The sequence below is a fragment of the Halomonas sp. ISL-56 genome, assembly GCF_018612805.1.
Classification (GTDB): domain Bacteria; phylum Pseudomonadota; class Gammaproteobacteria; order Pseudomonadales; family Halomonadaceae; genus Vreelandella.
In genome coordinates this window covers 201,509-222,531 of sequence record NZ_JAGGRO010000011.1, presented here as the reverse complement: position 1 = coordinate 222,531, position 21,023 = coordinate 201,509, and the positions used below count along the sequence as shown (strand labels likewise).

Sequence of the window (21,023 nt, the reverse complement as noted above, 5' to 3'; positions counted from 1 at the left end):
GTCTAGCAGTGACCTTTTAGCTATGTTGGGGTTCCACTACTTCATGATGAGCAGGGCAATTAACTACATGAGCAGGGCGAGTAGCACGGGCAGGTAAAACAGCGCTAATAACGTAGAGCAGAAGACCAAACTGGCCACATAGACAGGTTCGCGCTGGGCGCGCTGAGCAAAGAGATAGTTGAATACCGCCACCGGCATGCACATCTGCACCACTAAAATACTTTGAGCCAGGGGCGGCAGGCCTACCCAGCCTGCAATCAACCAGGCGACCCCAGCGGCGAGGGGCACGCGCACTAAGCTAAATCCGAGCCCGGAACGCAGGTTCTTCACCTGAATGCTGGCCAGCGATACGCCTAGGGTAATCAGCATCAGCGGTACCGTGAACCCCGACATTAAGTCCACCGTATTCGCCAGCCACGGCGGCAGGGAAGTGTCCGTCAGCAGCAGTGCCATGGAAATCGCGATGGCGTAGACCGTGGGCGTTTTAGCGAGGGTTTTGAGCGGGTTGCCTTGGCTGCTAAGCACGGCGCCTAAGGTGAACTGAAACAGTGAGACGGTCACCATTACGGTAATGCCGTAGGCAAACCCGGCACTACCAAAGGCGTAAAGCACCACGGGTAAGCCCATGTTGCCGGTATTGGGGTACATCATGGGGGCTAGCAGCACCCGCCAACTGCGGCGCAACAGTTTTGCTACCACAAAGGTAGCTGCCCCCATGGTGAGAATCACCAACGCAGCGGCTAGCATCGTCTGGCCAAAAGTGGTGGCATCAATATCAGCGCCCGCCAGAGACGCCAACACCAGCGATGGGGTGCCAATGTTAAACACCAGTCGGGTAATGAAGTCGACTGGGTAGGGATGGCCTAGGCGTACCCACAAGTAGCCGAGCCCTGCACCCGCCAGCACGGGCGCCATGACAGCAAAGAGTTCGGCGAGCATTTACAGTCCTTGGCTAATCGTTAGCCGCCTATTGTCGTTAATAAGCGGGCTAACTGGCAAGGTAAACACTCGAATTAACTTACACAGTGGCGGGTGATGCGCGCCACGGTGCGGGCACCTGGCTACGTAAAAACTCTAAGAGCGCGTGGGTGCGGCGGGACTGGTGGCCGTAGGCGTAGAGCAGCGTAATCGGTAGCGGCACCGGTTCCCAGCCGGGTAGGCAGTTGATCAGCTCGCCCGGATGATGCTGCTCGCGCTTGGCGGTTAACCAGTGGGAAAGCAAGCCTATGCCCTGGCTGCGCGCGATGGCGTCAATGTGCAGCGTGGTGATATCTACTCGCAGCCGTGAACGGGGTGGATTAAAGGTGTATTGGCCATGCTCTGGGTGAGTGAGCAGCAGCCCATCCGAAGAAGTGCCCAGCAGGTCGATCCAGGCGTGCTGGTTCAGCTCATCCGGATGGTGGGGCGTTCCAGCAGCGGCCAAATAGCGGGGGCTGGCATACAGTCCGCGGGTTAAGTGGCCCAGACGCTCCTGGTTTAGCCCACACTCGTGAGTCGGCCCCAACCAGACGTGCACGCTATTGCTGTGCATTTTGGTGGGGGGGGACTCTCGGGTATGCAGTGTCAACTCAACCTTTGGGTGGCGTTGTAAAAATGCCTCAATAGCACTCGCAAGCCAACTGCGCGCCAGGGCACCGTGCACCTCAAGGGTAATCTCGCCGCTAATTTCTTCACGCAGTTCTGCCAGTGCCTCCTGGCTATGCGCCGCCATCGCCAGAAGCTCGGTGCAGTAGTTATGAAACAGCAGCCCCGCCTCGGTGGGAATTAAGCGGTTGGCCTGGCGCCGCAGCAGCGGCTGGTTAAGCCGGGTTTCAAGCTGGCTGATGCGGCGGCTTAGGGTCGATTTGGCTAACCCAAGCTTTTGCGCGCTGCGCGTCAAACTGCCCGTGGTCATCACATCGGCAAAGGCGGTCAGTTCGTCAAAGTCATACATGGTCAGGCCCACGGGAAAAGGGTGAACGCTAATTGTGCCACTGTTTGGTACGAATGAAAATAATAGGCATTTGTGTTCCGGTATGCTGAACGTACCGTCTCACCCTAATATGCAAAGAGTGTGTAAAAATATTAATGCTAATAATTCGCATTTAATAGAGTGAATGCCTATCCACATTGCTCACACATTCTAATTGCTCACACATTCTAATTGCTCACACATTCTAATTGCTCACACACTATGAAGGACGAAGTTATGTCTCCCTGTTTGCGCCGTACGCTGCTGGCCAGCGCTATCTCTTCGCTTGCCAGTAGTGCTCTTTGGGCACAAGACGCGCCCCGCTTAGACGATATGGTGGTAACCGCGTCAGGCTTTGAACAGCAGATTACCAATGCCCCCGCGTCTATCAGCGTGGTTTCCCGCGAAGAGTTGGAACAAGGCCACTATCAGAGTGTTATTGATGCGCTGCGCGATGTGCCCGGTGTGATTGTCACCGGCGGCGGGAGAGGGGATAACGGCCAAGATATCTCCATTCGCGGTATGCCCTCCCAGTACACGCTGATACTGGTGGATGGTCGCCCGCAGAATTCCCGCGAGTCTCGCCCTAACGGCGATGCGGGTTTTGAGCAAGACTGGCTGCCGCCGCTACAGGCTATTGAGCGTATTGAAGTAGTGCGTGGGCCGATGTCGACGCTCTACGGCTCTGATGCGATTGGTGGCGTGATCAACGTGATAACCCGTAAGGTCGCCCAGCAGTGGCACGGCAATGTCCAACTCGACACCGTGCTGCAGGAAAACAGCGACTCCGGCGATAGCCGCCAAGCTAACTTTTATCTTAGTGGCCCGCTGGTGGGAGATCGCTTAGGGCTTCAGCTCTACGGACGCACCTCTCAGCGTGATGAAGACAACATCCTTAACGGCTACGAAGATAAAAGTCTGCAAAGCCTGACTGCGCGGTTGAGTTTTGCGGCGACTGATAACCATGACGTCACTTTTGAGGCGGGTATTACCGAGCAGGAGCGCGAATCGCTGATGGGCAACTCGGCGCCATCCGAGGGCTGCCGGGGCGGCTGTTCTGATAGCTTTAATGAATTCACTAACCAGCATGTCGCTGTGACCCACAGCGGGCGTTTTGACTGGGGCACCAGCGAAACCTATCTGCAGCGAGAAAGTAGCGAAAACAAATCGCGGGATATTGAAATCACCAACACCACCGCCAAAACCAGCGCGGTCATTCCGCTAGGGATGCATATGCTGACGATAGGCGCGAGCTACGAGGAGGAGTCGCTAGACGACAGTACGACGAATCAATTGCCTGGCTCTGATCGTAGTGAAATTGAGAATAGCCAATGGGCTCTCTTTGTGGAAGATGAGTGGATGCTCACCGATGCTTGGGCATTGACCGGCGGTTTACGTGTCGATGACGACGATAACTACGGTAGCCACCTCAGCCCGCGCCTTTACAGCGTGTGGAATATGACCCCTGACTGGACGTTGAAAGGCGGTGTCTCCACTGGCTACCGCGCGCCCAACCTGCGTGAGATCACTCCCGACTGGGGGCAGGTCAGCCGTGGCGGCAATATCTACGGGAACCCTGATCTTGAGCCAGAAACCTCGCTCAATAAAGAGCTGGCCCTGCTTTACGCCAATGAAAATGGCTTAAATGGCGGCGTCACGGTGTTCCATAACGACTTTGACGATAAAATTACCCGCATCGCTTGCCCCATCGATATCTGTACGGATGGCGCCAATCAGTTTGGCAGTGATCCCACCTATCGTATTAACGTTGATGAAGCGGTGACCCAGGGCGTAGAGGCGAGTGTGGCTGCGCCGCTAAGCGATACCGTTGAGCTAACGGCCAGCTACACCTATACCGATAGCGAGCAAAAAAGCGGTGAGTATGCAGGCGAGCCATTAACACAACTGCCTAAGCACCAGGTATCCGCTTCGTTAGATTGGCAAGTCTCTGCCAAGTTGAGTCAATGGACAAAAGTCACTTACCGCGGCGAAGAGAGTCAGCCCACTACCGGCCCTTCGAGCAGTGCCATTGTGGCTCCTTCCTACACCTTTGTAGATGCAGGCGTTGGCTATCAGTTGAGCGAAAGTACTCAACTGAACGCGGGTATCTACAACCTGTTCGACGAAACGATCAACTATGACGAGTACGGCTATGTAGAAGATGGTCGTCGGGTTTGGTTAGGTCTCAACGTTGCCTTTTAAGCGCTAGGTTCCCGTCCTAAACGCAACACAGCAGCGGCTATCCAGCGATAGCCGCTTTTTCTGACGGCTTTTTTAAAGAGCGTGGGAAAAGGGAGGGGGTAAGGAATAAGGGAAAAGGAGAGGGGGGCGGAAACAAAAAAGCCCCAGCGCATGGCCGGGGCAGAAGGAGAACATCGAAACAGAACATCGAAACAGTAGCGAGCTGAAACCGATTAGAACTCGTAGCGAGCGGAGAGCCACAGGCGGCGGCCTTCTTCGCTATTGGCGTAAACGTTGCCAAAGCTGGTGCCATCGCCGTAGGCGCGGTAGTCGACAAAATCTTTGTCAAACAGGTTGTAGATGGTCGCGCTCAGATTAAGCTGATTGGTAACTTCGTAATTACCGCCCAAATGAAACAGTGAGTAGGCTTTGAAGTCGCCCAGGTCATCAAACGAGGGTGCACCACGCACGCCTACACGATTACGGTAGCGCTCGCTGCGGTATTCTGCTGAGAGCCAGGTATCAAGCTTTGCTGTTGCCTGCCAGCGCAGCGTGGCGTTAATGGCGTGTTCCGGGGTGTCCGTCAGCGGTTCGCCCTTGTTATCGCCACTCTTCTGTTCGCTATCGGTGTAGGTGTAATTGGCATTGACGCGCCAATCGGGGGCGAACTGGTAGCTGGTAGAGAGCTCAACCCCCTGTGTGATTGCCTCATCGACATTGACCTGTTGGCTGTAAGTGCCGTCAGGAATTAGCGGGTCATTTTCCACTAGGATATCGCTGCCGCTGGCAATCTTGTCGTCAAACTGGTTGTGGAACAGCGTGGCGCTGGCAGTGAAACCCTGTTGGTTATCGTAATGGGCGCCGATCTCGCTGCTGGTGCTGGTTTCAGGCTCAAGACCGGGGTTACCAATAGTGAGTATCGTGCCCTGGCCCGTCACACCGTTAATGCCGTCATGCAGATCATTAAGCGACGGCGTTTTGTAGCCGCGGCTCACACCACCTTTTAATGTCCAATTAGGCGTCGTATTCCACACCAAGTAGCCGCGCGGGCTGAACTGGCTGCCAAAGGCGTCATGGTGATCGTAGCGACCGCCCAGGGTTAGCGCTAAATCGTCGCGTAGCAGCCACTCATCCTCGGCAAACAGCGACCAGGTGGTTTGCGCAAAGGTCTCACCGGCCAAGCCATCGTCAAGCTCCGCATCCCACCACTGCATTCCCAGGGTGGCCATATGATTGTCTAACGGCATGATGAATTTGCTGTCGAGCACGGTATTGGTGGTCTCCAACTCCCGCGGGGCTCCGCCGACAATGCCAGGAAAGCCTTCATAAGCAACGCCCATATCGCCAGGGATCGTGCGGCCCTTGGTTTCGGTAGTGTTGCGCATCAGGCTAGACTCCAAGGTGCCCGAGGCAAAGCGTCCGGTGTGGCCAATGGCGATTTGCTCGCGCTCAAAACGCAGTTCGTCGGAGTAACCGAAGGCCTCGCCGGGCTCGGGTTCGCAGCTGCGCGAGCGGCCATCTAGCGTGCCTAGCTGGCACTCATCGTTGTCGTAGCGCTGACGGCTGACTTCACCATCCAGCCATAAGTCGTGGTCGTTGCTAGGCGTCCAGGTCAGTTTGCCGCCCAAACTATAGGTATCGCCTTCCACTGGGCTGGGGCCGCGCTGGTCGACTTCAATCGGGTCGCCGTTGTTGTCGGTATAGGTAAGCGCGGAAGCGTCGCGCTCATACATCCGCCCACGCAGTTGAATGCCCAGCGTATCTTCAATCAGCGGGCCACTGGTGTAGAGGTTAATCTCGCGGCGATCACCGAAGTCGCGATCTTCGTTAAAGGTACTTTCGACCTCAACAGAGCCTGTCCACTCACGGCCCACCCGACGGGTAATAATATTGATGACACCGCCCATGGCATCAGAGCCATACAGCGTCGACATCGGCCCGCGAATCACCTCAATGCGCTCAATGCTGGAAACGGGGGGAAAGAAGCTGGTCGAGGTTTCGCCAAAGCCATTGGGTGTCACGCTGCCCGCTGCATTCTGGCGGCGGCCGTCAATCAGAATCAGCGTATAGTCGCTGGGCATGCCACGGATGCTAATGTTACTACCGCCGGTTTTGCCCACCGCGCCGCCTACATCTACCCCTTCAACGTTGCGCAGTGCGTCGGCGATGCTCGTCACCCGCGAACGCTCCAACTCTTCACGAGAGATCACCGAGATGCTGGCAGGCGCGTCGACCATTGCCTGCTCAAACCCGCTGGCCGAGACAACGATATTGTCCAGTTGCTGATTTTCTTGGGCGGAAGCGGTGCCTGCAGAAACAGCGAGCGTAACGGCGCTAGCCAGAACAGAGCGGGTAAAGCGTGGCATATTATTCCCCTTGATGACGATAACTGTTAGCTAATGATACTAATTATCAAATAAGGGCGAGAGTCTAAAAAGAAAAGTTCCCAAATACGAGGCGGTAGCGAGGAACATCGCGTTGCGTAAAGTGAAACGCCGGTGAGGTGTCTGGTTGTACAAATGCGATTGTACAAATGCGGTTGCACAAAATGGAACACGCTATTCGCAGGAATAGTAGTGCAAGTGTTTTTGAGAATCGTTACTATCCATTTTAATATACCGTATTGAGAGATATCCATAGTGGCTAAAATGCTAGTTAAAACGGCGCGGGTTACAACGGCGATGGCTAAAAAGACGATGGCTAAAACGACCTCAGTGGCCGCTATCCTCACTAAAAGTGCCCGCTTAAGTATGGCAAGCGTGCTACTAAGCGCTTTAGCGATAGGCACCGCGCAGGCACGCACACTAGATACAGCCTTTGGTGAGGTAGACCTAGAGGGAACGCCTGAACGCGTGGTAACGCTTTACGAGGGCGCGCTAGACGCAGCCCTTGCGGCTGGCATTACGCCCTTAGGTGCCGTCACCACTCGCGGTGGCGATAATGTCGCCGAGTACGTGGAAGCCCATTTAGGCAATGACCGCCCCGCGATTATGGGGGTGGTGCGCGAGATCAATATTGAAGCCGTGCTGGCGCAGCAGCCGGATCTGATTTTGGCGCCCGCCCAGCTTTCTGATGAACAGTACCAACTGCTTTCACGTATTGCGCCAACCGTTGTTCCGCATACCCAGCCATTAGCCGCGGATAACTGGGAAGCTGAGGCGCGACTTTACGGCGAAGCGTTAAACCGTGAAGAAGCCATTGAGGATGCCATTGCCGCGGTAGATCAGCGCACTGCAGAGCTGGCTGACGCGCTAGCCGCCGCCGACGTAAGCGGCACCGCCTTTTTAGTCCGCTGGATGCCGGGTGGCCCGATGGTAATGTCGGAAAACCTGATTGCCACAGGTCTGCTGGAGCGGGTTGGCCTGGATGTGCAAGGTGCGGATCTGATCGGTGAGCGCGGCGTACACAGCGATGTGCTCAGCCTGGAAAACCTTGCCGAGATAGACGGTGACTGGCTCTTCCTAGCCACCCTCAACGAAGATGGTCAACAGGCCTTGGACGCCGCTAAACAAAGCCCTGCGTTCACTCGCCTCAATGTGGTTCAGCAAGAGCAGGTGGTGCCAGTGAATGGCCAGCTGTGGAGTAGTGCCAATGGCCCGCTGGCCGCGCAAGCGATTCTTGATGATATAGAGGCTGCGCTGTTGCCGTGACGGTTCCACGTTTTGCAACGCCTGCCATCAGGCGTGCCTCACCTCGTCTGCTAATGATGCTGCTACTCACCGCCCTTGTGGCGGTGAGTGGCGTTAGTTTATTGATTGGCGCGGGCAGCGTTGGCCCCGGCAGGGTGTTGGCGCTGCTAAGCGGCGCCCAGGACAGCGAAGCGCGCTTTATTGTTTGGGAACTGCGCGCCCCGCGTACCTTAATCGGCATTGCAGTAGGCATGGCATTAGGCGTTGCCGGGGCGCTGCTGCAAGCGGTTGCCCGCAACCCACTGGCCGAGCCAGGGCTTTTAGGGGTTAGCGCGGGGGCGGCGTTTGCCGTGGCGCTGGCCCTGGTGCTGGGGGCCAGCGCCGCCACTTTGCGCATTTCAGTCGCTCAGCTCGGCGCCTTGGTGGGCTGCGTGTGCGTCTTAAGCGTGGCGCGCTTTCGCGGTGTCGGCAACGACCCGATCCGGCTTGTGCTCGCCGGGGCAGCGTTTTCGGGTCTGCTGGCGTCATTAACTTCATTGCTACTGCTTTACGACCAGCGTGCCGCTGACGAAATTCGCTTCTGGGTCATTGGCAGTGTGGCTGGCCGCCGCTTAAACGACTTGTTCGCTGTGTTGCCGAGTATGCTGGTGGCATCGGTTGTTGTGGCGCTGATCGCCCGGCCATTAGCCGCGCTGGCGTTAGGCGAGAGAGTTGCTTCTGGTTTAGGCCACCACCCCAACCTTATCCGTTGGTTGGTCGTGGCCTGCGTAGCATTACTGGTGGGTGCTGCCACCGCTATCGCAGGGCCGATTGCCTTTGTCGGATTGGTAGTACCGTTTGTGGCCCGTGCATTCGCAGGGCCGGATATTCGTCGTACGCTGCTGTTTTGCCTGCCCATCGGGCCGCTGATGGTGCTCGCCGCCGATATCATCTCCCGCGTAGTGGTGGCGCCTTCAGAACTACCCCTGGGCGTGCTCACGGCGTTATGTGGCGCCCCCGTTTTAGTAGCGGTTGTACGTGCGCGCCGCTTACCGATGTTATGAGTGGGTTTATGAAAAGCGCATCAAGGCCTTCTGAATCAATGACTGGCTCAACGGGTAAATCTGCTGCCATGCCTTTCTCTTATGCTACCCAAGCGGTTTCGGGAAAAAACGGCAGCGTATCGCCGCCTCCAGGGTACTGGCGTTTAGCCTGGCGACATCAACGGGGTGCGCACAGCGTCCTGTTTGAACAGCGTGCGGTGGTGGTCAACCTGGGGCTATTGGGCGCGCTGCTGGTTGCCAGCATTATCTATTTGAGTCTCGGCAGCGTTAAAGTCGCGCCAGTGGCGGTGCTGCAGGCGCTGTTGGGCAATGCGGATATGATGGCGACCTTTGTCGTGCAAGAGCTACGTCTGCCACGTTTGGCCGCTGCCTGTTTCACTGGGGCCGCCTTCGCATTAGCGGGCATCTTAATGCAGACCCTGGCCCGCAATCGCCTGGCAACGCCCGGTATTATCGGCATTGATAATGGCGCGACGGCGTTTGCGGTGGCCTCCATAGTGGGTGTCGGCTTTTCCATCGCGCCGCCCGCCATGGCGTTAGCCGGGGCAACCACCGCCGCGGTACTCACTTTCGGGCTAGCCGCGGGCAGCGGTACCCAGGGCTATCGCTTTATCGTTGCGGGGATTGGCGTGGGCGCGGTGTTTGGCGCGGTGACGCAACTGATGCTGGCGCGAGTCGCGATTGACACCGCGAATGCCGCCTACCCATGGACGGTGGGGTCGCTCAATGCTCGCCCCAGCGGCGCACTTCAATTACTCATGCTCGGCTTGGCGTTAGGGCTGGCCACGGCAATGGCGCTAGCCCGCTCGCTTACACTGCTGCGTTTCAAGGATGCCACCGCCAGCGGGTTAGGCGTGAACGTCAAACGGCGCCGGTTGGAAGTGTTGCTGCTGTCTGTCGCGCTAACCGGGCTGGCGGTCGCCGTTGCCGGGCCGGTGGGCATGGTGGGGTTGATTGGCCCCGAGATTGCCCGGTCGCTGTCGAGCTCCCGTAGCGTACCGGTTTTGGCGGCAACGCTGGCGGGGGCGCTGGTCATGGTGCTCGCCGACTTGGCCGGCCGTACGCTGCTGGCGCCTATCGAGATTCCGGTGGGCATTGTTACCGCCGTGGTCGGCGGGCCTTGGTTACTTTGGATATTAATGCGTCCCCAACGGAGTTTTACATGAGCCAATCCCCGGCGTCGCCAATGCCCTCTCTGGCTACCCAGACACTGGGCATGAGCTATGGCTCACGGCAGGTGATTGATGGCTTGAATATCACTCTGCCTAGCGGTCAAGTCACCGCTATTGTGGGCCCCAACGGTTGCGGTAAATCAACGTTGCTGGCCGGGCTTGCCCGCCTGCATAAACCCGATAGCGGCGCGGTATTGCTGGATGGCGCCGATATTCAACGCCTGCCCACCCGCCAACTGGCCACTCAGCTGGCGCTACTGCCCCAGGAGGCCGTGGCGCCAGAAGGGCTCACCGTGACCGAACTGATCCGCTTTGGCCGCCAACCCCACCAGGGCTGGCTGCGCCAGTGGTCAGCAGAGGATCAGCGCGTGGTGCAGCACGCGCTGGCGGCGGCAGGGCTTGAACAACTCGCGGATAGGCCGATTGATGCGCTCTCCGGCGGCCAGCGGCAACGCGCCTGGATCGCCATGACCATCGCCCAACAAACCCCGCTGTTGTTGCTGGATGAACCCACCTCTGCGCTGGATCTTGGCCATCAGATTGAAGTGTTCGAGCTGGTACGTGAGCTGGCCTGTCATGGCCGCACCGTGGTGATGGTACTGCACGATCTGGCCAGCGCCTGCCGCTACGCCGATCATCTCATAGCGATGCGCGAAGGGCAGATTGTAGCGGAAGGGCCGCCCGCTCAGGTGGTGACGCCTGATCTGGTGCGAACGCTCTATCAAGTAGAGTGCACGCTGCTGCTAGACCCCGATACCGGCAGCCCGCTGCTGGCCAATGTGCGACGCAGCACGGCACCCGCTTAACCCCCCAAGCATTAACGCGTTGAGCCCGAGCATTGAATTCATTACGCTAGCGTCTACCTAGTTGGCCTAATACAACCTCAGTAAGGAATGCTCGTGGCTCCTTCTCCGCCCCGTTCTAAGAATCAGAGCTTTCAAGCCCTGGTGCGGCTACTCCGCTACGCCAAAGGCTATCGACGGCGCATTATTGCCGCCACTACCTGTTCGGTGATCAACAAGCTGTTTGATATTGCCCCGGAAATTTTGATTGGTGTGGCCATTGATGTCGTGGTCAACCAAGAGCAGAGCTTTGTGGCCAGCCTGGGGTTTGAAACACCCCAACAGCAGATCACCATGCTGGCGGTACTAACGTTCTTTATTTGGGCAGGCGAATCGTTGTTTGAGTATCTGTTCCAAATTCTTTGGCGCAACTTAGCCCAACGTTTACAAGCAGATATGCGCCAAGATACCTACGAGCACGCCCAGCGGCTGGATATGGCGTTTTTCGAGTCGAAAAGCTCTGGCCAGTTGGTGGCCACCATGAACGATGACGTCAACCAGCTTGAGCGTTTTCTGGACGGCGGGGCGAATGCGATTATTCAGGTGGTCGTCACCGTCGTGGCGGTTGGCGCGGTCTTCTTCGTGCTTTCGCCACTGATTGCGCTGCTGGCGTTCACGCCTATTCCGCTGATCATATGGGGCGCGTTCTTCTTCCAACGTAAAGCCGGGCCGCTGTACAGCGATGTGCGTGAAAAGGTCGGCGATTTAGCCAGCCGGTTATCCAACAACCTTAGCGGCATTGCGACGATTAAAAGCTTTACCAGCGAAGCCCGCGAGGCCGAGCGCCTGCGCGATGCCAGCGAAGCCTACGTAGACGCCAACAGAAGGGCGATCAAGGTGAGCTCCGCGTTTATTCCGGTCATCCGCATGGCGATTTTGGCCGGTTTTCTAGCCACTTTCACCGTGGGCGGCATGATGGCGCTCAACGGTTCGCTGAACGTGGGCGCTTACGGCGTGCTGGTGTTTTTGACCCAACGCCTGCTCTGGCCGCTGACCGGCCTGGCCCAGGTGATTGACCTGTTCGAGCGCGCCATGGCCAGCACGCGGCGCATCCTCGATCTGCTCGAAGTGCCGATTACGGTAAAAGACGACAGCACCACACCGCTCACCCAGCCAGTGCGTGGCGAAGTAACGGTTGATAATGTGAGCTTTCACTATGCCACCAGCGGCGTTGGGGTGGATGGTATTCACCTGCACGTGCCCGCAGGCAATACCCTGGCGCTGGTGGGGGCGACAGGGTCGGGCAAATCCACTCTGATCAAACTGCTGCTACGTTTTTATGACCCCGAAAACGGCCGCGTGCTCATTGATGGGCAGCCCATCACCGAAGTGAGTATGAACTCACTGCGTCAATCGATTGGTTTGGTCAGCCAGGATGTTTATCTGTTCGAAGGCAGCATTCGCGACAATATCGCTTACGGTAAGCCGGACGCCGACGAAGCCGCGATTATCGACGCCGCCAAAACCGCTGAAGCGTGGAGCTTTATCGAAACGCTGCCCCAAGGTTTGGACACACCGGTAGGCGAGCGGGGCGTAAGGCTTTCCGGCGGCCAACGCCAGCGGCTTTCACTGGCCAGGGCGCTGCTTAAAGACCCGCCTATCTTGGTGCTGGATGAAGCCACCAGCGCGGTGGACAACGAAACCGAAGCGGCGATTCAGCGCTCGCTAAAACGCATCGCCCATGGCCGCACGGTGATTATGATTGCCCACCGGCTTTCCACCATCGTGCACGCCGATGAGATTGTGGTGATCGAGAAAGGCCAAGTGGCCGAGCGCGGCAGCCACTCAAGCCTGCTTGCGGCTAACGGCCACTACGCCGCCCAGTGGCGGGTGCAAACCGGCGAGGCCCAGGCGGGGGATATGGAAGTACTCAGTCGTTAATCTTTAGCGGTTCTCTACTACCGATTAACTAACAGCGCATTAAGGGTGACGGGCACATGCTCGTCAATCTCCTGATAGCCCAGCAGCGACATCACGGTACGTACCGTGGTGTTGGCCATCAGCGCTCTGCCATCCATTGCCATGGGCTCTGCGTGCGTCACGCGTATCTCGTTCAAGCCTTCACGGGTAAACCGCAGTGGCACGGACTCCTGCTGGTTAACCATGTCGGACTGCACGCTAAACGTCAGCGTTTCAACCAGCGATTCACCAATATCCAAACCGTCTAGCCGCTCTGGGGGCATTTGCGCCTCCAGCGTTACCAAGGTGGTGTTCGCCAGCAAGCCTATCCACGGCGGAAGCTCGCCAAAGCGCTCAAGGACATCCGTTTGGCTGAGTTTTAACGGCAAGCGCAGCGTGCCATCGCTGGAGATATCCCCCTGCAGATCGCGCACCTGATGGTGGTGGGTTTGCGGCGCCTCGCCGTTGAGCTGGGTAATCGACGCCTGCACCCGGGACTGGGCCGGGTCAAGCTGCCAGTCCGCCTGCACGGGCAGTACCAACAATAAAGGAACTAGAGCAATCAATGCTTTCACAGCGCGTCTCCGCATAAAGAACTACTCACCAGACTGCCCAATCCACATAAAGTGCCGTAATGACATCAAGATAGCGCAATGGGGCTAGCCTCACACCGCCACATTCGCTATGATATGTACGCTTTTCGGGCCTATAGCTCAGTTGGTTAGAGCAGGGGACTCATAATCCCTTGGTCGTAGGTTCAAGTCCTACTGGGCCCACCATTGTTGCTTTTTAGGCAAGGGATTATGAGTTAGCTTTTAAATCAATAAGATACTGAACTTACTACGAAATCCACAGTAACCTTGCAAAGGTTAAAGTATAAAACTATCAATAGCTTAGCGAAGGTTAGTGTAACCTATCCGAACCAATCACTGTACCGTCACTGTACCGATATCAGTCCATTTCCCACGGGTTGATCGTCTCGACGCTCAGCGTCTCGAAATCCTTTACATTGCGTGTCGATAACACCGCTTCATGTTGGATGCAGATAGCCGCAATTTGGGCATCGGCCATGTGAACTTGCCTTCCTGCACTCTCGCAGGCAGCGACCTGCTCTGCGTAGTGAATCGCAGCCCCGCTATCGAACGATAGAATCCGTCCAGAGAAATCTTCTTCGAACATTGCCGCCGCCTTGGCCGCGAAACCACGCTTGCGCTTGCCGTTGGGCAGGCGCTCGATACCATAGAGAATTTCAGCCACCGTAATAGCGGAAATTGTCACGGAAATAGCATCCTGCCTGTCCAGCCAGTCGACAACCCGTGCATCTGGTACAGGCCGCATCAGCTCGGATAGCACATTGGTATCAAGAACTATCATGCGCCGAAGCCCAGATCACGAGGCTTATCAGACCTAGGCGGTACTTCCAGTTCGAAGCCCCCCGCGTCTGCGAATCGCTCACGTATGCGACTCCCTAGCCCCTTTGCTTGAGGCTGGTTCAAGGCACTACGCAGAATGATGCGAACCTCCTCTTCCATGGAATGGCCATGCCTAGCCGCCTCTACGCGAAGCTGAGCCTTCAATTGGTCGTCCAAGTTGCGGATCGTGATCGAAGCCATGCCAGACTCTCCATATGATTGCATATGCAATCAATGATAGCACAAGGCCAACGAGTACGCCTATGCATTCAAATGACCACGAGATACACACACTTGGCACCTGACCACTTAAAAGCAACGATCACGCTCGGCCCGAAGATATTCGGTTGACACTTTGTTGTCACTTTAATGAGAAGATACAGCTAGGAAGGGATAAAACGCGGGTAAGTCATTGATAAATGGTGGGCCCAGTAGGACTTGAACCTACGACCAAGGGATTATGAGTCCCTGGAGCTGCGGTATATCTGATTCTAGTTAACCCTGCGCACGTCTGAAATATTCAAGTCTCCCGTTTTCACACAACATTACCCAACCCACCAGCGCCAACCCGCAGCGCAAAGCATACCCATGGCAATCGATACCAGCGGGCTTCTCATGACTACCGCCACCGTGCCAGCGGCAATGGCCGCGAGACGCACGCCGCCATCACCATGAACAATGATAGGCGTAATAACGGCAATCAGAACTGAGCTAGACATGGCATCGACGAATCGCCTAACGCGTGGGCCTAGCGGTACATGTGACATGACCAGCAGCCCCAGCACTCTGGAGCCATAAGCAATCACCACCATGACCATGATGGCTATTAACGACTGCCACACTGATGATGAGCTCATAAGGCGCTTTCCCTGAACCAGCGTCCAGGCAACAGCACGGCCACCACGCCACCGGTAATGGCGCCCACCATCACATGTAGGTAGGGCGGTAACCACCAATACGCCATTAATGCGCTAGCCGCTGCTGCCAGCCAGGGCAGAACCATGGCTGCTTTGGGGTTGCCACCGACAACGATTATCAGCAGAAAGCACAGCATAATCACGTCAAGGCCGAAGCGTTCAGGCTGGGTAATGCCTCCGCCAAAGGCTAGCCCAAGCGCCGTGCCCACGACCCAGGCACACCACAGCGCTATTCCGCCACCTAACAAAATGCCCAGATTGCGCTCGCCGCGCTGATACTCTCCCAGTGCCATCGCCCAGTTGGAGTCGGTTAGCAGTATGACCATCGCGAATTGCTGGCGTCTAGGTAACGGCTTGAGCCAGGGATAGAGCGCCGCGCTCATTAGCATATGCCGGGTATGGATAGCTATTGTGACTGCCGCCAAAGCCAGTAGTGGTAGCGGCGAATGCCACATTTCCAGGGCCGCAAATTGCGATGGCGCCGCGAATACAAACAGGCTCATTAACATCGCTTCCCAACCGGCTAACCCTTGATGCACCGCGGCAACGCCAAACGCTAATCCAAAAGCGATCGTAAAAACCGCTAAAGGCAGCATCATGCGGATCCCTCGCCAGGTGCCCGCCATATCAAGCAGCGTTGGATTTTCCTTTGCTTTCATTATGTAACCTTGCTCCGCGGAATCGATCATGTAAAAAACAAACAGACCTGCTTGTTTTTTTATTATTTGAAGTCTAGATTGAATTACGTACACGCGCCACACCGGGTGACGTGTCAATAAGACCTAGTAATAAAACAGAAGTCATACAACAGAAAAAAACAGCCGATTAAATCGGCACGGGAAACTACATGAACTCCACTCGTAAGACGCTGACACTAGCCGTTGCGGCGTTGGCTTTGCCTGCCATGGTCTCATCGGCACAGGCAGCAACATCATTCATCGCCAATTCGTTCTACGATCAACAACACCCTCACTCCCTTAATGGTTATATCGAGTGGGCCGAAATGGTCAAGGAGCTCTCGAACGGCGAACTGCAACCCGAGGTATATACAGGCACCGTGCTGCTGGCACCACGCGCTAACCTGCAGGGTATTCAAGATAATATCGTTCAGGTTGCTCATCATGCCGCAATCTACACGCCTTCCGAAATGCCGGTGGCTAATGCCGTTCAGGAGTTAGGCTTTAACTATGACGATCCGCTGGTTGGCATCCTGGCGGTGACAGATTTCAGTCTGAATAATCCGACCCAGCTTGCCGAGTGGAAGGAGCTAGATATTGTCTATCTAGGCGCCTATAACACGCCTTCCTATGTGCTGTTCTGCCGCGAGCCAGTGCGCAATCTAGAAGAGCTGCGCGGTAAGCGTATTCGTACCGCAGGCTCGACGGTTTCTGCCTGGGTTGAGCAAGCCGGGGGTACGCCGGTGAATGTGCCTTCCAGTGAGATGTACAGCGGTCTTGATCGAGGGTCTTTGGATTGTGCATCGAATGCAGCGAATGACTTGATTGATCGGTCTCTTTGGGAAGTTGCCGAGCACACGACGCTGCTGCCGACCGGGATGTATTGGTCTGGCCCTCAGTGGGGCTTCAACTCGGGCTTTTGGGCTAGCCTCAGCGATGAAGAGCGCGATGTCTTCAAAGAAGCAACTGCCAAAGCAATGACACGCATGATCGTCCAGTACCTCGGCGCTTCTGAAGCCGCACTAGAAGAAGCCGCTTCCCATGGCAACAACATCTATGAGCCCGAAGAGGATCTGATGGCGTCCGTGGAGGCTTTCCGCGATGAAGCCTTGGCCAATGTTTACGATAAGGCCCGTGATGAGTATGGCGTTGAAGACCCCGAGGCGCTGATTGATGATTTTATCGCGACCTACGCAAAGTGGGATGCCTTACTTAGCGACGTTGACCGCGAAGACGAAGACGCATTGGCCAAACTGGCCATGGAAGAGATTTACAATAAGCTTCCTGCTGACTACGGCATCTATTAACGCTGCAACACTTAGGCCGTCGCATTGAGGCGGCCTAGGCCAAATAAGGGTTCGCTATGACGAAGCGACAGAATCAAGAAGAACGCTCACGCCAAACCCAGGCTCGGGTTACACAAGCGACTATCGAGTGCATTCTCGAGAAGGGCATTCGTGCTACTTCAACCGTGGATGTTGCTCGTTTGGCGGGCGTTTCCCGGGGCGCTTTAGTTCACCATTACCCTTCTAAGACATTATTGATGCAGGCGGCGCTTGAGGACTTGCTGAGTCGTGAAGTGGAAAGCGTAAGGGAGATGGCCACGCACGTTAAGGCGGGAGAGCTCAACTTTGATAACTTGTTAGAGGCATTGCATGAGCACTTCAAGGGCGACCTTTATATGGTGACCCTCGAATACCTCACTAATGCGCGTACCGACCCCGATATCATGAAAGTGCTTGTGACCCTGGGCTCGAAGTTCAATGACTCTTTGGAGCAAATTTGGGAACAGTTGGTCGCCAGTGCCAGCCACACGTCACATCAGAATCGAGTCGCCCTGAATGCCACTCTGTGCATGATGCGAGGTATGGGGGCGCAAAGCATCTGGCGTGATGATCCTGAACTTTACCGCGATATGCTGCTGTTCTGGAAAGAGACCCTGTTAGAACTGGGCTTTTCTGCTCCGGATTCGAAGAGGGGCGAGCTCGTATGATGGCCAAACACTTCGAATCACTGAGCCAGTGGGTCGCCAAAAGTGCCATGGTGCTAGCGGCACTCTTTCTGGTGTTGATGGCGCTGCATGTCTCGCTTGATGTAGGGCTGCGCTACCTATTCGGAAAGTCGTTTACCGGAACGCTAGAGTTTGTGTCTTTTTACTACATGGTCGCTGTCGTCTTTCTGCCACTCGCCTATGTAGAACTTCAGCGGGAACACATCAGTGTGGATGTGCTGGTGGGTAGGCTTCCGCCGGGTGCCCAGCTGGTGCTTTATCTGTTCGCGAGCTCCCTTGGGCTGCTTTATTTCGGCATGCTCTGCTACCAGAGCTATCTTGATGCGGTTCGCGCCACGGTTCGAATGGAAACTGCCATGGCCAATTTTACCTTCTACCTATGGCCCAGTCGCTGGGCGTTACCGGTTGGCTTCGCGGCAATGTGCTTGGCCATCCTCGCCAACATGATTAAGGCGCTGCAACAACGCCGAGCCCTCTAGGAGTTTCCTAATGAGTAATATCGAGATAGGCGTGGCTGGCATTGCCATCGCCTTGGCCCTTATCGCCCTGCGCGTGCCAATCGGCGTTGCCTTGGGTTTAGTGTCGATCATCGGCATTGGCGAAATGACCAGCATGCGCGTGGCCTGGGGCATGATTTCTGCCACGCCGTTTGACTTTGCGGGCACCTGGGAACTGACCGCCGCACCTATGTTTCTGTTTATGGGTTATTTGTGTACCAGCACGAATATGACCCAAGGCCTGTTTCATGCCATGCGCCTTTATTTGGCGCGCCTGCCCGGTGGTTTGGCAGTTTCCAGCGTTATGGCCTCTGCCTTCTTTGCCGCTGCCTCGGGCTCCAGCGTGGCTACATCGGCGGCCATGTCGCGTATCGCTGTACCCGAAATGCTCAAGCATAACTACGACAAGGGGCTGGCTACCGGGACCGTTGCCGCATCGGGAACACTCGGCTCGCTGATTCCCCCAAGCGTGCTGCTGGTGCTCTATGGCGTTTATGCCCAGGTGTCGGTAGGGCAGCTGTTTATGGCGGGTTTTATTCCTGGGGTACTTTCCGCGCTGCTTTATATCGCCATGATTATGGTGCGCACCAAGCTTAATCCCAGCCTGGCGGGCAACACCGACGTACGCTCTAGCTGGGGCGAGAAGTGGGATGCCTTTAAGCATATCTGGCCGTTGCCGCTGCTGATCGGCTCAGTACTTGGCGGGATTTTTCTGGGTGTTTTCTCACCTACCGAAGCCGGGGCCGTGGGGACTTCTATCGCTGCGCTGATCGCCTTGGCGCGTCGCACGCTAACCTTTTCAGCCATCCGGGAGGCGTTGATTCGTACGGCGGTGAGCACGGCAAGCATCTTTATTATCCTGATCGGCTCACTGTTCTTCACCCGCTTCTTAGCCATGAGTGGCGTGCCCGCCGCTTTTTCTGAGTTGATTCTCGGCGTCAGCACTGAGACCTGGTGGATCATTCTCGCGGTAGCCCTGATCTATCTGGTGCTGGGTATGTTTATCGACTCCATTGGCCTACTGCTGCTCACTCTGCCGTTAATCCTGCCATTAGTTGAGGGCGCTGACCTTAACTTGATCTGGTTCGGGATCATCGTCGTCAAGCTGCTTGAAGTGGGGCTGGTTACTCCGCCTATCGGGCTCAATGTGTATGTCATCAAAGGTGCCCTGGGCAATAGCGTCACGCTGTCTGAAGTGTTCAAGGGCGTAGCCTGGTTCATCGTCATGGATATTGTCGCCCTGTTATTGATCGTGCTGATTCCAGCGCTTTCGCTCTATCTCCCGCAAAAAATGTTTTAACGCCACTCTCTCAAGAACACTCTCAAAAACGCTCACAAGAACGCTCACAAGGAATACTCATGACAACGACACGCTTTATCAATGCCAACGTTATCGACACGCGCAATGGAAAGGTTCTCGCCAACCAGCAGGTGCGCATTCAGGAGGGGCGTATCACCGATGTTAGTGATTCACCGCTAGAGGGCAGTGATGATCAAATCATCGATATTAAGGGCCACTTCCTGATGCCCGGTCTGGTTGATTCGCATGTCCACGTTACGGCTATCACGCCCAATTTTGCTCTGCTTGAAACGCTTTCGCCTTTCTATGTTGGTGCCAAATCAAGCGAGTTGATGGAAGCCATGTTGATGCGTGGATTCACTACCGTACGCGACGCTGGCGGGGCAGATTACGGCTTAGCGAAGGCGGTCGATGAAGGGGCGCTGATTGGCCCGCGCATCATGTACGCAGGCAATGCGCTTTCCCAGACTGGCGGTCATGCCGACATGCGCGGCCCAGGCCAGCAAACCTTTGAAGGCTGCTTCTGCTGTGCGGGTTTAGGTCGCGTTTGCGATGGTGTCAGTGAAGTACGCCGGGCTGCCCGGGACGAAATTCGCAAGGGGGCCACTCAGATTAAGATTATGGCCTCTGGTGGCGTTTCTTCACCCACCGACCGTATCGACAGCACGCAATTTTCGCTTGAGGAAATTGACGCCATTGTGGAAGAAGCCACCGCCGCCAATATTCACACCATGGCTCATGCTTATACGGCGCGGGCTATCAACCGGCTTATTCCACGTGGGGTCAAGACCATTGAGCACGGCAATCTTATGGACGAAGAGAGCTGCCGACTATTTCTTGAGCACAACGCCTACCTCACGCCGACGCTCTGCACCTATGACGCCCTAGCAAAAGAAGGTGTGGAGGCAGGGATGGCTGAGCACCTACAGCGCAAGGTTTATGACGTTTTGGATGCGGGTAGCAAGGCGCTGGAGATGGCACAACGATACGGCGTTAAAATGCTCTACGGCTCTGACCTGCTGGGTCGGATGCAGCGTCATCAGCTCAATGAGTTCAATTTACGTAAAGACGTGGTGCCCACCGACGAGCTGATTCGTGCAGCGACAAGCCATGCCGCCGACGCCTATGGGCACACAGGAGATTTTGGCGAGATTATTCCTGGCGCAAGGGGGGACGTTATCGTGCTCAAAGACAATCCTTTAGATGATATTAATGTTCTTACTCAGCCGGATGATCAGCTCATGCTGATTATGAAAGGGGGAGTGGCTTACAAAAATGTACTCTAGTCAGGGTTAATAGCGCGGAATGAATCGGCCACTAAACGTTGTCAAAGCAAAATAAAACGAAAAAAACCAAAACAATACGTTTAGTGGCCGTTCAAGGCAGATGCCAATTTGCCACTTACAATATCGAAAAGACCCTGGTGTAGAGCGCGCAATCTCGGCCATCGCAACATCTAGCTGGTTGTCTGTACCGATAATGGCGATCAGTG

General features: G+C 56.0%; 19 protein-coding genes and 1 tRNA gene. 12 read left to right on the top strand and 8 right to left on the bottom strand.

The annotated features are described in order from the left end of the window. Positions 1-63: 63 nt before the first annotated feature. Together J7J49_RS08900 and J7J49_RS08895 are read right to left on the bottom strand one after the other, a co-directional pair. Entirely contained in the window at positions 64-939 is an 876-nt protein-coding gene (locus tag J7J49_RS08900; RefSeq protein ID WP_215091891.1) for an AEC family transporter, read from the bottom strand. A 79-nt stretch (positions 940-1,018) separates the two neighbouring features. Continuing rightward, positions 1,019-1,933, bottom strand: coding sequence for a LysR family transcriptional regulator (locus J7J49_RS08895; protein WP_215091890.1), 915 nt, complete (start codon positions 1,931-1,933; stop codon positions 1,019-1,021). 255 nt (positions 1,934-2,188) lie between these two features. Here J7J49_RS08895 and J7J49_RS08890 point away from each other — a divergent pair, with 255 nt between their 5' ends. Continuing rightward, the gene (locus J7J49_RS08890; RefSeq protein ID WP_215091889.1) at positions 2,189-4,153 is read left to right on the top strand and encodes a ligand-gated channel protein; all 1,965 of its coding nucleotides are present in this window, start codon (positions 2,189-2,191) and stop codon (positions 4,151-4,153) included. A gap of 212 nt (positions 4,154-4,365) precedes the next feature. Here the strand turns inward: J7J49_RS08890 and J7J49_RS08885 are convergent, their stop codons facing one another. Beyond that, the gene (locus J7J49_RS08885; protein WP_215091887.1) at positions 4,366-6,498 is read right to left on the bottom strand and encodes a TonB-dependent receptor domain-containing protein; all 2,133 of its coding nucleotides are present in this window, start codon (positions 6,496-6,498) and stop codon (positions 4,366-4,368) included. A gap of 384 nt (positions 6,499-6,882) precedes the next feature. Here J7J49_RS08885 and J7J49_RS08880 point away from each other — a divergent pair, with 384 nt between their 5' ends. The 5 genes from J7J49_RS08880 (at position 6,883) to J7J49_RS08860 (ending at position 12,699) form a co-directional block, all read left to right on the top strand. Then, complete coding sequence (locus J7J49_RS08880) at positions 6,883-7,782, top strand: ABC transporter substrate-binding protein (RefSeq protein ID WP_251048238.1); 900 nt, start codon at positions 6,883-6,885, stop codon at positions 7,780-7,782. A gap of 53 nt (positions 7,783-7,835) precedes the next feature. Beyond that, on the top strand, positions 7,836-8,804 hold the full coding sequence (locus J7J49_RS08875) for a FecCD family ABC transporter permease (protein ID WP_064234373.1): 969 nt from the start codon (positions 7,836-7,838) through the stop codon (positions 8,802-8,804). A 68-nt stretch (positions 8,805-8,872) separates the two neighbouring features. Next, positions 8,873-9,970 carry a FecCD family ABC transporter permease gene (locus J7J49_RS08870; protein ID WP_251048237.1) on the top strand — a complete coding sequence of 366 codons (1,098 nt, stop codon included), beginning with the start codon at positions 8,873-8,875 and terminating at the stop codon, positions 9,968-9,970. Next, positions 9,967-10,782: an ABC transporter ATP-binding protein gene (locus tag J7J49_RS08865; protein ID WP_215091885.1), complete on the top strand. Its 816-nt coding sequence runs from the start codon at positions 9,967-9,969 to the stop codon at positions 10,780-10,782. The genes J7J49_RS08870 and J7J49_RS08865 overlap by 4 nt, the downstream gene beginning before the upstream one ends. An 87-nt stretch (positions 10,783-10,869) precedes the next feature. Then, positions 10,870-12,699 (top strand): ABC transporter ATP-binding protein, encoded by a 1,830-nt coding sequence (locus J7J49_RS08860; protein WP_215091883.1) that lies wholly within the window; start codon positions 10,870-10,872, stop codon positions 12,697-12,699. A gap of 17 nt (positions 12,700-12,716) precedes the next feature. On the opposite strand, the gene J7J49_RS08855 is transcribed toward J7J49_RS08860, so the two are convergent. Next, a complete protein-coding gene (locus J7J49_RS08855) occupies positions 12,717-13,307 on the bottom strand; it encodes a hypothetical protein (protein WP_215091881.1) in 591 nt (196 codons plus the stop codon). A gap of 112 nt (positions 13,308-13,419) precedes the next feature. Here J7J49_RS08855 and J7J49_RS08850 point away from each other — a divergent pair. Then, a tRNA-Ile gene (locus tag J7J49_RS08850) sits at positions 13,420-13,496 on the top strand. A gap of 172 nt (positions 13,497-13,668) precedes the next feature. On the opposite strand, the gene J7J49_RS08845 is transcribed toward J7J49_RS08850, so the two are convergent. The 4 genes from J7J49_RS08845 to J7J49_RS08830 all read right to left on the bottom strand — a co-directional run bounded on the left by J7J49_RS08845 (position 13,669) and on the right by J7J49_RS08830 (position 15,705). Next, on the bottom strand, positions 13,669-14,091 hold the full coding sequence (locus J7J49_RS08845; RefSeq protein ID WP_215091879.1) for a type II toxin-antitoxin system VapC family toxin: 423 nt from the start codon (positions 14,089-14,091) through the stop codon (positions 13,669-13,671). Continuing rightward, entirely contained in the window at positions 14,088-14,330 is a 243-nt protein-coding gene (locus tag J7J49_RS08840; RefSeq protein ID WP_215091877.1) for a FitA-like ribbon-helix-helix domain-containing protein, read from the bottom strand. Before J7J49_RS08840 ends, J7J49_RS08845 begins: the two co-directional genes overlap by 4 nt. 344 nt (positions 14,331-14,674) lie before the next feature. Then, positions 14,675-14,986: an AzlD family protein gene (locus J7J49_RS08835; protein WP_215091875.1), complete on the bottom strand. Its 312-nt coding sequence runs from the start codon at positions 14,984-14,986 to the stop codon at positions 14,675-14,677. After that, the gene (locus J7J49_RS08830) at positions 14,983-15,705 is read right to left on the bottom strand and encodes an AzlC family ABC transporter permease (RefSeq protein WP_215091873.1); all 723 of its coding nucleotides are present in this window, start codon (positions 15,703-15,705) and stop codon (positions 14,983-14,985) included. The genes J7J49_RS08835 and J7J49_RS08830 overlap by 4 nt, the downstream gene beginning before the upstream one ends. A 188-nt stretch (positions 15,706-15,893) precedes the next feature. Here J7J49_RS08830 and J7J49_RS08825 point away from each other — a divergent pair, with 188 nt between their 5' ends. The 5 genes from J7J49_RS08825 to J7J49_RS08805 are packed head-to-tail and all read left to right on the top strand — an operon-like array spanning position 15,894 to position 20,817. Then, positions 15,894-17,030 (top strand): C4-dicarboxylate TRAP transporter substrate-binding protein, encoded by a 1,137-nt coding sequence (locus J7J49_RS08825; RefSeq protein ID WP_215091871.1) that lies wholly within the window; start codon positions 15,894-15,896, stop codon positions 17,028-17,030. 56 nt (positions 17,031-17,086) lie between these two features. Further along, positions 17,087-17,716: a TetR/AcrR family transcriptional regulator gene (locus tag J7J49_RS08820; protein ID WP_215091869.1), complete on the top strand. Its 630-nt coding sequence runs from the start codon at positions 17,087-17,089 to the stop codon at positions 17,714-17,716. Further along, positions 17,713-18,213 carry a TRAP transporter small permease gene (locus J7J49_RS08815; RefSeq protein ID WP_064234389.1) on the top strand — a complete coding sequence of 167 codons (501 nt, stop codon included), beginning with the start codon at positions 17,713-17,715 and terminating at the stop codon, positions 18,211-18,213. Before J7J49_RS08820 ends, J7J49_RS08815 begins: the two co-directional genes overlap by 4 nt. Positions 18,214-18,223: 10 nt before the next feature. Then, complete coding sequence (locus J7J49_RS08810) at positions 18,224-19,531, top strand: TRAP transporter large permease (protein WP_215091867.1); 1,308 nt, start codon at positions 18,224-18,226, stop codon at positions 19,529-19,531. 59 nt (positions 19,532-19,590) lie between these two features. Further along, positions 19,591-20,817, top strand: coding sequence for a metal-dependent hydrolase family protein (locus J7J49_RS08805; RefSeq protein ID WP_215091865.1), 1,227 nt, complete (start codon positions 19,591-19,593; stop codon positions 20,815-20,817). Positions 20,818-21,023 lie beyond the last annotated feature (206 nt).

What these genes read in the sequence shown, in the direction of transcription:
- J7J49_RS08900 (WP_215091891.1), bottom strand. Translation starts at nt 939, where the DNA reads ATGCTCGCCGAACTCTTTGCTGTCATGGCGCCCGTGCTGGCGGGTGCA.
- J7J49_RS08895 (WP_215091890.1), bottom strand. Translation starts at nt 1,933, where the DNA reads ATGTATGACTTTGACGAACTGACCGCCTTTGCCGATGTGATGACCACG.
- J7J49_RS08890 (WP_215091889.1), top strand. Translation starts at nt 2,189, where the DNA reads ATGTCTCCCTGTTTGCGCCGTACGCTGCTGGCCAGCGCTATCTCTTCG.
- J7J49_RS08885 (WP_215091887.1), bottom strand. Translation starts at nt 6,498, where the DNA reads ATGCCACGCTTTACCCGCTCTGTTCTGGCTAGCGCCGTTACGCTCGCT.
- J7J49_RS08880 (WP_251048238.1), top strand. Translation starts at nt 6,883, where the DNA reads ATGGCAAGCGTGCTACTAAGCGCTTTAGCGATAGGCACCGCGCAGGCA.
- J7J49_RS08875 (WP_064234373.1), top strand. Translation starts at nt 7,836, where the DNA reads ATGATGCTGCTACTCACCGCCCTTGTGGCGGTGAGTGGCGTTAGTTTA.
- J7J49_RS08870 (WP_251048237.1), top strand. Translation starts at nt 8,873, where the DNA reads ATGCCTTTCTCTTATGCTACCCAAGCGGTTTCGGGAAAAAACGGCAGC.
- J7J49_RS08865 (WP_215091885.1), top strand. Translation starts at nt 9,967, where the DNA reads ATGAGCCAATCCCCGGCGTCGCCAATGCCCTCTCTGGCTACCCAGACA.
- J7J49_RS08860 (WP_215091883.1), top strand. Translation starts at nt 10,870, where the DNA reads ATGCTCGTGGCTCCTTCTCCGCCCCGTTCTAAGAATCAGAGCTTTCAA.
- J7J49_RS08855 (WP_215091881.1), bottom strand. Translation starts at nt 13,307, where the DNA reads ATGCGGAGACGCGCTGTGAAAGCATTGATTGCTCTAGTTCCTTTATTG.
- J7J49_RS08845 (WP_215091879.1), bottom strand. Translation starts at nt 14,091, where the DNA reads ATGATAGTTCTTGATACCAATGTGCTATCCGAGCTGATGCGGCCTGTA.
- J7J49_RS08840 (WP_215091877.1), bottom strand. Translation starts at nt 14,330, where the DNA reads ATGGCTTCGATCACGATCCGCAACTTGGACGACCAATTGAAGGCTCAG.
- J7J49_RS08835 (WP_215091875.1), bottom strand. Translation starts at nt 14,986, where the DNA reads ATGAGCTCATCATCAGTGTGGCAGTCGTTAATAGCCATCATGGTCATG.
- J7J49_RS08830 (WP_215091873.1), bottom strand. Translation starts at nt 15,705, where the DNA reads ATGAAAGCAAAGGAAAATCCAACGCTGCTTGATATGGCGGGCACCTGG.
- J7J49_RS08825 (WP_215091871.1), top strand. Translation starts at nt 15,894, where the DNA reads ATGAACTCCACTCGTAAGACGCTGACACTAGCCGTTGCGGCGTTGGCT.
- J7J49_RS08820 (WP_215091869.1), top strand. Translation starts at nt 17,087, where the DNA reads ATGACGAAGCGACAGAATCAAGAAGAACGCTCACGCCAAACCCAGGCT.
- J7J49_RS08815 (WP_064234389.1), top strand. Translation starts at nt 17,713, where the DNA reads ATGATGGCCAAACACTTCGAATCACTGAGCCAGTGGGTCGCCAAAAGT.
- J7J49_RS08810 (WP_215091867.1), top strand. Translation starts at nt 18,224, where the DNA reads ATGAGTAATATCGAGATAGGCGTGGCTGGCATTGCCATCGCCTTGGCC.
- J7J49_RS08805 (WP_215091865.1), top strand. Translation starts at nt 19,591, where the DNA reads ATGACAACGACACGCTTTATCAATGCCAACGTTATCGACACGCGCAAT.